An 11,712-nucleotide genomic window follows, 5' to 3' on the forward strand; every position below is an offset into this window, starting at 1 on the left:
CGTCAACCGCGATCTGGTGCTGCGCCCCTACCAGCCCATCACCGTTCAACAAAGGAGTTCGCAATGAGCACGACCAAACTGCGTCTCGGCCCGCTGCCGAAAACCGAGAACCTGAAGCTGACCTTCACTTGCCCCGCCAGCCTGAAGGCCGACCTCGAGCGCTACGCGGCACTGCATTCGCATACCTATGGCGAAGAGGTCGACGCCCTGACGCTCATCCCGCACATGCTGGAAGCTTTTATGGCGAGGGATCGGGTGTTCAGGAAGGCAGCGTCGAGTTGAGGACATGCTGTCGCCACGCTGTTAGGCTTCGTCACCAAAGCCGAGAGTACTGCCACGGTCGATGACGGAAGAAGAAGTAGGTATTGAGCAGCGGGCAATTGCCTTCGCAAAGGCAAACAGGACTCGCATCGCCAGAGAAATAGCAGATGTCAGGGCATATCCTGGGGAGGAAACGCCTGTCTCGGTTTTCATGGCAGGCTCCCCTGGCGCGGGTAAGACGGAGGTTTCCAAAGCCCTGATTGCAGGCTTCGAAGATGTCGGGGCGAGAGCTCTGCGAATCGACCCAGATGACCTACGTGTCTATTTTCCCGAGTACACAGGTAACAACTCTCGGCTGTTCCAACGAGCCGTGAACAGCATCGTCGAGCGCTTGCATGACCTTGTCCTTGAGCAACGCCAGTCATTTTTGCTGGATGGAACGCTTGCTAACGAGCAGGTAGCTCGACGAAACGTCGAGCGTTCCTTGAGACGCAACAGGGACATCACTATCGTATATGTCTATCAGGATCCCTTGCTTGCCTGGGAGTTTGTGAAAGCCCGGGAGCTCACTGAGGGAAGAAACATCCCGAAGGCCGAGTTCATCAGGCAGCTTTTCGCAGCGAAGGAGGTTGTGAAGGTGCTGAAACAGAGCTTTCGCCTGCAACTCAAGGTTGACCTGATCGTCAAAGACACTGACGGGAGTAACCAAGCCGTGGAGCTCAACGTCGGCGCTGACGAAATTGACGCTCTGGTCACCTTTGGATACTCTGCCACTGAGCTTGATCGAATTTTAACCGAGGCCTAATCGATGAAAAGAGTTCATGCGGGCAACCCGAGCCCTTCTGATGCTGCTAAGCGCGCCGCTTATGGCGCTGCATCTGCTCGCGCCATCGAAAGCCAGCGCAAGGTGCTCGAAGAAGCGAAGAGCATTAGAGAGACTCAGGCGCTTGCCTGAAATAATTGCCTCTCGCTGTATGCCCGCAGCATGACAGTGATGTTCTGCAAGAAGCCGCCTCAAAGGCGGCTTTTTTGTGGGAATTGAAAATCCATGGATCTACAGAGCGTAGAGACGCTTTTGAAGCCTCCCCATTCCTGCAACGCCTATATCGCTGCTTAACTCAACGAATCTGCCTTCACTACTCTGCATGACGCGCGTCAGAGGGTGCATATGTTGCCAAAATAGACACCGTTCATCTCTGAACTGGCACCGGTATGGTATTGGCGTGCAAAAAGTACAACCCGGAAATCTACTGCCCTCCAAGCCATCACTACCAGACACGGCCTATGCAGGTAGCGCAGTAGTCATTTTTCCGTGTTGCGCGGTCAACTCCAAGTTCCGATCAAACAACGACTGGACACGCTGCTGGTGACTGACTCCAATCACCGTGCACTCAGGCAACTCGCGCCGGAGCATAGCCAAAAGTGACTGGGCGGCCTGGTCATCAAGCTGGTTGGTCGACTCATCTAGATAGAGCGTGCTGGGCCGGTACAGCAGGACCCTTGCCAGCCCGAGGCGCTGTTGCTCTCCACCTGAAAGCTCCCGCTCCCATTCGGTCTGACGCTCAAGCTGAGTGACCAAGTGTTGCAACCCGACGAGCTCAAGCACCTCGCATAGGCGCTGATCTGCCACCTTTTCAACCGACGGGTAGACCAACAATTCACGGAGCGGCAACGCTGCCAGGTATGGTTTCTGCGGCAACAGCAAACTGCGCCCAGTAGGCAACTGCCAGACTCCACGACAGTAAGGCCACAAGCCTTGTAGCGTCCGCAGCAAGGTGGATTTGCCAAGGCCGCTGGGGCCTGCCAGACGTACCCACTCCCCCGACAGCACCTGCCCACGCAGGTCACACAACAAAGGTTCGCCGTTTGGCAGCAGGATATCCACCCGATCCAACCGCAGACATTCACCACATAACGGTTCCCGAACGTGATGACGGGTGCGCGAGATGGCCTCCTCAAACTGACCAAGACGCTCGACGGTTGCGCTCCATTCGGCCAGCGTGGTGTAGGCACTGATAAACCAGCTCAGTGACCCTTGTACTGCTGTAAAGGCAGTACGTATCTGCATCAGACCGCCCAGGGTGATGGTCTTGGCCAGGAACAGCGGCAATGCAGCGAAGATTGGAATGATGTTACTCACGCGATCGTAACCGACCACAAAAAAACCCAGGTTGCGCTCGCGCACCATCAACCGCCACCAGTTCTCGGCAATGGCCTGAAAGCGCATACGTAGCTGCTGATACTCAGCCTCCTCCCCCCGATAGAGCGCGATCTGCTCAGCATGATCACGTTTACGCAGCAGATCGGCGCGAAAGTCAGCTTCACGACTTTGCTGGGCATAATTGAGACGGTGTAAAGGACGCCCAAGCCAATGGGTAAAAAGTGTACCGATCAGTGTGTAGATGACGGCAATCCATACCAGATAACCCTCCACCTGCCACTGATAGCCGAACAGTTCGAACTCATGGGTGCCGGACAGCGCCCAAAGGATGCCGACGAACGCGATAACCTGAGCCATATTGGTGATGAAAGACACCAATAGGTCGACACTGCGCGTGACCAGCAGATTGACGTCCTCTGCAATTCGCTGGTCCGGATTGTCCGGCTCGCCGTCCAAGCCCAGCCGATAGTAGGCTTGGCCGTCTAGCCAGTCGCCGATAAGGCGCTCGCTCATGCTCTGTCGCCAGCGCAGCAGCAGAGCCTTGCGTAGCCAAGCCTTGTACACAGCGATCAGCACGAAAATGCCGATATACAGCGAGTACTCGCCCATCAGCCCATAGAGTGCATCAGTGTCGAACTCGCCCAGGGTATCGTAGAAGGTCTTGCTCCAGGCGTTGATCAGGACGTTGATCTGTACGATGCCCAGGCCGAGGCCAATGATACTGGCCAGCAACAGCCAGGCCTGCCAGTTGCGCTTATCCAGCCAGTAGGGGCCTACCAGACGCAGAAAGGTACGCAGCAGCCTCATGCCTCGGGCTCCGGACGCGGCAATACTTCCAGGCGAACGCGGTTGTCGGCTGGTAGCAACTGCTCGGCCAACCTTCGCAGCGCCTCCGGCTGCAAGGCATCGGCCAGGCCACCCTGAGTGGCCAGGTAGCGCGGGTCACCCCAGCGCCTGTCGCTGAGAATCAAGCGATGCAACTGCGTGGCCCCATCCTCCAACCGCTGCCGCTCCTCACGGCGCAGCTCCTCACGCAGGCGCGCGACCCTGGCGGCGTCGATCTGCTGTGGCAGTTCGCGCAGCACGGCATCGGCCTGGCGCCACAGTTCATCCAGGCGCTGCGGGTCACAACTGAACAGCAAGCGCGTCTCCAGTCGACCAGTGCGCGGGTTCAACTCGCTGTCGAAGGTCAGTTGATAGAGGCCTCGCGCCTCGCCACGCAAACGCGCTTTGAGCTCCTCGCTGGCGAGTTGGCGCAGGCTGGCCACACGCACGGCGTCTTCCGGCGTCCAGGGGTGTTCGGAGTAGCCCAGCACCTGCAGGGTGGCACGAGGTTCGATGGCGCCGAGCACGCGCTGACGGCGTGCGCCCGGAAGCTGCAACAGGGGCTCAGCACCTGCCACGGCAGTACGCGGGATGCCGGCCAGCTCGCGGCTGACCCACTCACGCAGTTGCGCCTCCGGCACATCGGCCACCAGATAGTAGGTGACCGGCGCGGCCATCTGTCGCTGCCAGGCAGCCAGGAGCTGCTCGCGGTTCAGGCCGGCCAGCTCGGCGGCATCGGGCAGGCCGCTTGGCTGCGGGCCGAAACGCAGCTGCGCCAGCGCCTGCTCCTGAGTCTGTCGAGCGGTCGGCTGCTGCTTGTGCAGGCTGCGGCCCAGGTCATTGCGTACCTGCACCACGGCCTTCAGGGGCAGTGAAGGCAGAGTGACACGCGTGCGATAGAGTGCGAACAGCTCGGGCAAACGCTGTGCATCCACTTCGGCACTGAAGCTTGTATGCAGAGCCTGCTGCTCTTGCCCCAAGTGCAGGCGCTCGCGCTGCTGCCAGGCTTGCCATTGCGCCTCGTCGAAGCCTTGCGGCGCGCTGGCCCAGACCATCTGGCTGGCGCTCTGCTCCAGCCAGGGCTGGGTGCCGGGACGCCGGTAGCCGCTGCTGGCATAGATCTGCAGGTATGCCTTGCCCGCTGCATCGGGGTGCCGCAGCCAGACCAACTGATCGCCGTTGCTCAGCGTCCAGTACTGCACCCGCTCCGCCTCGTAATGCCGCGTGCCGAGCACGCTGCCTTGCCGCACCGCCGCTGGCAGCTCTGGCACGCTTACCGGTGCAGGCGGCACGTAGGGTGTAGGCTCAGCCAGGGCTGCAACATTTATAGCGGCCAGCAGCCGCTGATAGCGCGTCGCATCGGGAAGCTGCAGCGGCCGACCGTTAGGCGCGCTCATCTGCAGTACCAGATCCTGGCTGTCAGTCCAGCGCCGCAGCCGCTGGTCAATCTCATCGAGTCGAATGGACTCGAGCAACTCTAGGCTACTGCGGGCAATCGTGCTGCGCCTCTGGATACGCCGCTCAGCCTGGCTCGGATCGTTCAACAGCTGCACCCAGTCGGTAAAGTCACGCTCGTCACCACGCTCCAGCATGTTCTCCGCGACCTTGCGCAGCTTGTCTTTCTCTCGATCCAGGTCTGCCTGGTAGAAGCCGAAGCGGCGGATGCGCTGCACCTCCTCCAGTAGCGCCTGCAACGCCTGCTCATGTACCGATTCGTCCAGCGCGGCAGACAGCGCCAGCACCTCGGACCGCGTACCGAACTGGGCGCGCTGCATGCTGAAAGTGCGCACGCCTTCCGGCACCGCCTGGCGCTGCAGCTGTACTTGCAGCATGCGCGTGGTTAAACGGTCAAGCAGGCGCTCGCGCTGTCCCGCAGACGAATCGGCACGATTGGCTTGGTAGTGGCCACGGAATAGCAGATTCACCTGGTGGCTGCCGCTTTCACTGTCGTGCAAACGGAACGCCTTGAGGCCAGGTTGATACGGCAAATCGAGCTCTCGCCGCGGCAGCTCGCGGCGCGGTGCGTCGCCCAGCGCTCGGGCAATCTGCGCCACCAGCAGCGCCGGCTCGAAATCGCCGACGATGTTCAGCTGCATGTTGTTGGGCGCATACCAGCGTTGATGGAAGTCCCACAAGCTGGCCACCGTAGCCTGGCGAATAGCCGTCTCGGAACCTATCGGCGCGTGCCCGGCATAGCGCGAGCCGACACGCTGACTGTCACGCCGCTGGTCGTTCATGCGCTGCGCCACACCCAAGCCGCCACGCCATTCCTCGATGACGATTGGCCGCTCCGACTCCAGTTCAGCCGCTCCAAAGTCGCGCTTCAGCAGCAGTTGCGCCAGCGCCTGCAGCGCCAGTTCGGTGTCCTGATTGCCAGCAGGCGGGCTCAGCAGATACAGGGTGCGCTCGGCACTGGTCATGGCATTGAAGTGACGGCCCTGCACCCATCCGGCGGCCTGCAGCCGCTGGCGCACGTTATGCTGTCGAGCGTCGAGGTTGTAGAACAGCATGTGTTCCAGCAAGTGGGCAACCCCGACCTGATCGGCATCTTCATCCACCGAGCCAGCATTGACGCGCAGGCGAATATCCAGACGCCCGGGCTGATCCTGGGTCGACACAAGGCGATAATGCAGACCATTTTCCAGGCGCCCCTCCAAGACTCGCTCATCACGGGGTGCAGAAGTGGGAGCCTCAGCGGAAGGCTGCTGGGTGCAGGCGACGCCGAACAGCGCCAGCGAGGCCAGCAGCCCCGTGCGTATCATTTTCATCAAGCGTTCTCGCTATGCTCAGAAGGTGTAGCCGACTTCCAGCCAGTACTGGCGGCCGATCTCGTAACTCAAAGTGCCGCTGTCGCTGACAATGTCATTGACCTCGTCAGTGACATTGGTGATATCCAGGGCGACATACAGGGCCTGCTCATCTGCTGTGGGAATCTCCCACTTGATGCGGGTATCCCAGGTAGGCGCTGCGCGCACCTGTTCAGTCTGGTAATAGTCGTAGGTGGTGCCGTCAATCACGATGCTGTCGGGATTGCTCTGGAAGATCTGCTCGTAGGCACCGCGATAGCGGAAGAAGTTGCTCCAAGTCAGGTTCAACTGCGGAAGGCTGGTCACGGTGCTCAAGCGTGCCGTCCAGGGGCGATTGAAGTTATCCGTAGGCAGCTCGCTGTAAGGCATCAACTTGCCATCGAAATACACGTCATCGTCGGCAAGCGCCTCCTGATTGAAGAGCTGCTCGTAGCTCGAGTTGTTGCTCTGTGTCTCGTTCCAGTCCAGCGCCAGCTGCCAGGTGGTGAGGGTGCCGGCAAAGCGCAGGTTGCGCAGCGGGGTGATGCTCAGGGTCACCGTCTCGCTGCGGCTCTCACCGGCATTGGTGTAGGTGTAATAGTTGGCAATGGTGTTGCTGCCGTCGCCCTCTTCCAGGCCCAGGTCCCGAGCGCGAGCACGCACCACCTGGTCATGGCCGTCGCGGTGCACGTACTTGAGGTCGAAGCGCAGACCGGCCAGCTCCTGAGCGAAGCCCAGGGTCCACTCGTCGTCGTAGGGGATATCCAGGCTACGGAAGCTGGACTCATCCACCCCGTAGTTCACCATGGTACCGAAATCGGTAATGATATCGCCGGTCGAGGTACCCCGAGTGGCACGCCAGCGCAGTGACTCACGGCCGTCGGCCAGGCGGTACTTGAACAGGTTGCGTCCGTAGTAGCGGTTGAGGCCGCCGCTAAGCACGCTGCTCTGGTCGCCGAAAAAGTCGTAGCTAGCGGCGAAGCGTGGTGCCAGGGTCTTCTTGTCCATGTAGTCGTCGCCGTCCAGGCGCAGACCCGGACGAAGATTGAGACGGCCGATCTGGATATCGTCCTGCAGGAACAGGGCGAAGTCGGTCTGCTCGACGTTGATCTCGCCGGCACGATAGTAATTGAGATTACGGAAATACTGGCGCTGCGCGGTGCCCGTGGCATTGACGCTGACCGAACAGTATTCGCTATCCTGCGCGCCGCTCGCGGTAGCGCAGGAAGTACTGCCGCTGAAGGTGGTCAGGTAGGGCGTAGAGGCAGTCCAGGAGTCTTCCGTGACTTCGTAACGGGCCTTCTGATAGCCAATCTCCAGCCCGCTGCTCACACGGTGTGTGGCACCAAGAAAGTCGAACGCCTGCAGCTCGCCCTTGAGGCTGTACTCGTAGCCGGTCTGGCTTTGCTCCAGATCTCCCATGCCGCCCTCGATACTAGTGGCGGTGTTCGACAGAGCACCGTTGCGGTAGGGATTGCCCCAGTTCTTTGCCTGCGACCAGCGCCATTGTTTGAGCACGTTGCTGTCGGCATCGCGCGAGGTTTGCACCATCTTGTAGGACAGCTTGTTGGTATAGGTCACCGCATCACCGGACCAGACGGCTTGAAGCATGGCGGTCTGCCCGCCCTGATCGATGGTGAAGCCGGAGTTCTTCTGGTTGGCCTTGTAGTACTGCCCCCCAGCGGGTGCATCCACCAGGCCAAATGTCAGATCGAGCCGATCGTTGGGCGTCCAGAATCCCTTGAGCATGTAGTTGTTGATCTCGCGGGTCTGCTCGCGTTTGCTCGAGTCGGCCTGACTCTGATAGCCGCCGTCATAGGAGTAGACGGGGATCTCCGAAGTCTTACGCACGAAGTTGCCGATCAGACCGAAGTTCTCCGTCACCATCCCTTCGAGCATCAGGCGCTGGGTGAGTTTCTTGAATTCCGGCTGGTTGGCCTGGTCGCTGGAAAGCTCGAACTCCTCGTCACTGATCTCATCGCCATTGAGGTGATACTCGGTCCACTCCGAGCGACTCATGCTGACCGAGGCCTTGCCGTGGAAGCCCTCGCGCGGGCGGCGGGTGATGGCATCGACCACCCCGCCGTTGAAGCGCCCGTACTCCGCCGGTACGTTGCTGTCGTAGACCCGCACCTCTTCCAACAAGTCGGCGTCGAGGGCGATGCCGAAAGCATTGCTAGGCAGGTCGTAGATACCGTTGTAGTTGTTGCGGCTAGCACTGCTGGCTGCGGGATCCAGGTCGTTGTTGATACTGACGCCATCGACCATGAAGTTGTTTTGGTAGAACCTGGCACCGTTGATACTGATATCCGCCGGGTTCAGCTCACCGGGGGTGTTTGAACTTTGCTGGGTGGTGTCGAAGCGCACGTTCGGATGCATTTTCAGCAGGCTAGTCAAGTCGCCATTGGCGCCAGGGAAGTTCTCGATGGCGCGTCGATCAATCCGCTCTTCGCCCTGATAAGGATTCTCCGCCTGCCCCAAAACAACCGTACTACTCAGGATAAGAGAGTCGTTTTGCTCCCGGCGCCTCTGGAGCGTCAGGACACCATGCTTAAGCTGCCATTCGATATCGGTGCTGCGTAGCAACTGCTGCAGGGCGTCCCCACCGCTCAGCTCCCCCTCGACTGGGGAGCTGCGTACGCCATCGAGCAGTCCGGCGTCCGCACTGACCTGCACACCACTCTGCTGAGCAAACTCGATCAGTGCCTCCGTCAGTGACTGGGCCTGGATAGAAAAGTGGCGGACCTGCACCAAACCCGCAGCACCATCCTGTGCCGCAGCGGCCGACATGCTGGATAACAGAGTGCCAAGGGTCAGTGCCAGTACGGATAGGCGTGGACGGCTGCGTGTTCTGAGCACCTGCATATACCGCGAACTCCCCGATAAAGTTTAATGCGAATCCGTATCAGTTGGATCGCTCGGGAGCAAAGACGCAGTGAGGCACCAGCTTTTTCAGAAATCTTCGAAAAAAATTTAACCCCTGCCGCCAATAAGCAAAATTGGCCCCACTCGTGACAGCTCGCCACCATGGATGCGCAGGATCGCGCGAAGAGCATTATCAGGGTCGTCGAGGTCGTACACGCCAGTGATACGCTTCTCGCCAAATTCGCTGTCACGCAACAGCAAGACGTCACTGCAGTAAGGGCGCAAAGCATCAATAACATCAGCGATGCGTTCCTGACGCAGGATCAGACGCCCCTGCCGCCACGCAGCAACCTGTCCAATAGGCTGATCATTTGACTGCAGAGCACCGTCAGCAGAGAGCTCCACACCTTGCCCAGGAAGCAGACTGGCTTCGGCAGAATGAGGTCCGGAGACGCGAACACTGCCCTCCGTAACATTGACCCGCTGGCGCATGCTGTCGACGTTGAACGCCGTACCAGTCACAGTCACGCTCAACTGACCGGTGAGCACACGGAAGGGGTGCGCAGAATCCTTCACTACCTCGAAGTAAGCCTGCCCCGTTAGCACCCGAACCTCGCGACGCCCATCAGCGAAGTCGAGGACAACGGAAGACTGCGCATCGAGGCTCAACTGGCTACCGTCCGGCAACTGTACCTCTCTGCGCTCGCCGGTAGCGGTCACTACATCCGCACGTAGAGTTGGGTGGAGCTGCTGCACCAGCAGCGCCAACGTGCAACATGCAGCCACAGCAGCGACTGCCCGTGCAAAACGTCGTCGACGGTGGGGCTCTGACCTAGCTGGTTGCACCCTCGAAACAGCTGAAGGCAACTCGACCGGATGCTGCCGTGGTGGCAGCAGGCCGGTGATTCCCCACACTCTCTCAGCCTTGCGATAAGCGATGAGGTGCGCATCATCACTAGCCAGCCAGTCAGCGAGACGCTCACGCAGCTGACTATCTTCCGGGTTCTGCTGCACCTGCAGCAGCCACTCCAGAGCCAAGTCCACTGGGTCGCGGTGATCGCCGGTCATTGTCGTTAGTCGCTCCGAAAAAGGTCGCACAGGGTCGCACAGGACATTACTGATGACCAAAAGACGTTGCAGGCAATGGAGACTTTCAACTAATAACTACTCCAGCGCGTCGACACAGCTGCGCAATGCGGTGTGCACCAGTTGGTGAACTGTGCCTATCGAGATATCCATGGCATCAGCCACTTGCTGGAGCGTATAGCCCTGCAGGCGGTAGAGCTCGAATGCACGGCGCGTGCGTTCCGGCAACCGTTCAAGCGCTTCACCGACACGCTGCAGCTCATTACGACTGACGGCGTGAGCCTCAGGTCCCGGAGCCTGGTCGGCGATGCTATCCAGCCAAGAAGCGTCGTCACCACTGCTCTCGCCGCGATCTCGACGGACATGATCGAGCGCAAGGTTACGCACGATGCGGTACAGGTAAGAGGCTGGCTGGGTGATCGCACCCTGGACAGCGACAAAGCGCAGCCACGCCTCTTGCACAACATCTTCCGCACCAGCGCGACTACCGACAATGGGGGCCGCATAGTCGACAAGCCCTGAACGGTGCGAGAGATAGAGATCGAGTCTGTGGCGCGAGTCGGACACGGAGCGGAAAGAGTTGAGGAAGGGATCAGCAAACTACCATTAATGCGAATTATTATCAATAAATAGCATTTAGCCTAACCTCAGAACTTATCCACCTCTCCTAGCTGAAAATAAATCAGTATCACAAGCACATGTGCTGGAGGAGGTTTAGTTTGAGTCTCCTGTTGAGGAAACTGGCCCGCGCCTTCAAGTCCGTGCTGCCCCTTCACCGACCTAGCGCAACAGATGCAACGGAGTGGTCGTAGTGCGCAACATGTGGGTAGTGGTGCTCCCCACAGGAACTGCCGGATTCGAGAATGCCAATAGGCGCCTGTCACGAGCAGGTCAATGCCGTGCTCTTCTTGGTAGGCATGCAGTGCCGGCTCTACTTCCCCCGCACGGATGGCGGTTTGCACCCTGCGTCCTGCCGCAGCGAGAGTGGAACTGGCCGCCTCCATCTGCACTGCCATCGCCCTAGCCTGCTGGCATTAGGGGTGGCCATCGGCATGGCTATCTGGCGGGCGCGCCAGGCTCGCCGGGTCACGACCTATGGCTCGGCGCGCTGGGCCGATACGGACGGAGTTCGCAAAGCTGGCCTGCCCCAGACGGCGGGTGTTTTCCTCGGCCAGTTAAAAGACCAGTACCAGCCGTCACGAAGGCCCCCAGCATGTTCTCACCTTTGCGCCGACCCGCTCGGGCAAGGGCGTCGGCCTGATGGTACCCACCCTGCTCTCCTGGCCAGCTTCGGCGTGATTCACGACATCACTGCGTCGCGGCACCCACGAGGTGCGCGATCTGCAGGACATCTCCGATATTCTGGTCGATCCGGAGGGCGCGCTGGAGCGGCGAAACCACTAGGAGAAGACCTACCATGCGCTGCTGGTCGGCGCCATCCTGCACGTGCTCTACGCCGGCCCAGTCCTTCCTCGGCCTGTACCGTGACCTGACGATGGCCGAAGTCACATCGCGCTGCGACTGGCGCATCGCCGACCTGATCTCGGCTAAGCATCCGGTGTTTTTGTACCTAGTGGTGCCGCCCTCGGATATCAGCCGCACCAAGCCGCTGATCCACGCTAAACGCGGAAAGTGGATTTCCTTTTGCGCCCAAGTGAATTGATAGAAATCCTCAAGGTCGTGAGGTTTTTGATGCTATCAATGGTCTACCATCATAAATCCTTACGA

At 59.8% G+C, this 11,712-nt stretch carries 8 protein-coding genes and 2 pseudogenes; 4 read left to right on the forward strand and 6 right to left on the reverse strand.

Going from position 1 to position 11,712, the window contains the following annotated elements:
* The first annotated feature begins 63 nt into the window (after window positions 1-63).
* The 3 genes from DXK50_RS24550 (at window position 64) to DXK50_RS24560 (ending at window position 1,216) form a co-directional block, all read left to right on the forward strand.
* The gene (locus tag DXK50_RS24550) at window positions 64-282 is read left to right on the forward strand and encodes a DUF2274 domain-containing protein (RefSeq protein ID WP_212632109.1); all 219 of its coding nucleotides are present in this window, start codon (window positions 64-66) and stop codon (window positions 280-282) included.
* Window positions 283-343: 61 nt separating this feature from the next.
* Window positions 344-1,066: a zeta toxin family protein gene (locus DXK50_RS24555; RefSeq protein WP_212632110.1), complete on the forward strand. Its 723-nt coding sequence runs from the start codon at window positions 344-346 to the stop codon at window positions 1,064-1,066.
* Between the two features lie 3 nt (window positions 1,067-1,069).
* Complete coding sequence (locus tag DXK50_RS24560; RefSeq protein ID WP_212632111.1) at window positions 1,070-1,216, forward strand: hypothetical protein; 147 nt, start codon at window positions 1,070-1,072, stop codon at window positions 1,214-1,216.
* A 327-nt stretch (window positions 1,217-1,543) separates the two neighbouring features.
* Here DXK50_RS24560 and DXK50_RS24565 read toward each other — a convergent pair whose 3' ends face one another.
* The 6 genes and pseudogenes from DXK50_RS24565 to DXK50_RS25090 form a co-directional block, all read right to left on the reverse strand.
* On the reverse strand, window positions 1,544-3,229 hold the full coding sequence (locus DXK50_RS24565; protein WP_212632112.1) for an ABC transporter ATP-binding protein/permease: 1,686 nt from the start codon (window positions 3,227-3,229) through the stop codon (window positions 1,544-1,546).
* Window positions 3,226-6,015, reverse strand: a complete 2,790-nt coding sequence (locus tag DXK50_RS24570) for a M16 family metallopeptidase (RefSeq protein WP_212632113.1) — start codon at window positions 6,013-6,015, stop codon at window positions 3,226-3,228. The genes DXK50_RS24565 and DXK50_RS24570 overlap by 4 nt, the downstream gene beginning before the upstream one ends.
* 18 nt (window positions 6,016-6,033) lie before the next feature.
* The gene (locus DXK50_RS24575; protein WP_212632114.1) at window positions 6,034-8,898 is read right to left on the reverse strand and encodes a TonB-dependent receptor; all 2,865 of its coding nucleotides are present in this window, start codon (window positions 8,896-8,898) and stop codon (window positions 6,034-6,036) included.
* Between the two features lie 108 nt (window positions 8,899-9,006).
* Window positions 9,007-9,966, reverse strand: coding sequence for a FecR family protein (locus DXK50_RS24580; RefSeq protein ID WP_212632115.1), 960 nt, complete (start codon window positions 9,964-9,966; stop codon window positions 9,007-9,009).
* A 96-nt stretch (window positions 9,967-10,062) separates the two neighbouring features.
* The gene (locus tag DXK50_RS24585) at window positions 10,063-10,551 is read right to left on the reverse strand and encodes a sigma-70 family RNA polymerase sigma factor (protein ID WP_212632116.1); all 489 of its coding nucleotides are present in this window, start codon (window positions 10,549-10,551) and stop codon (window positions 10,063-10,065) included.
* Window positions 10,552-10,764: 213 nt separating this feature from the next.
* A pseudogene (locus tag DXK50_RS25090) lies at window positions 10,765-10,982 on the reverse strand (universal stress protein); the annotation flags it as partial.
* Window positions 10,983-11,009: 27 nt separating this feature from the next.
* On the opposite strand from DXK50_RS25090, the pseudogene DXK50_RS24590 reads away from it, so the two are divergent.
* Window positions 11,010-11,599, forward strand: a pseudogene (locus DXK50_RS24590) (type IV secretory system conjugative DNA transfer family protein); the annotation flags it as partial.
* Window positions 11,600-11,712 lie beyond the last annotated feature (113 nt).

The organism is Pseudomonas sp. KB-10, assembly GCF_018221585.1.
GTDB classification, from domain to species: domain Bacteria; phylum Pseudomonadota; class Gammaproteobacteria; order Pseudomonadales; family Pseudomonadaceae; genus Aquipseudomonas; species Aquipseudomonas yangonensis.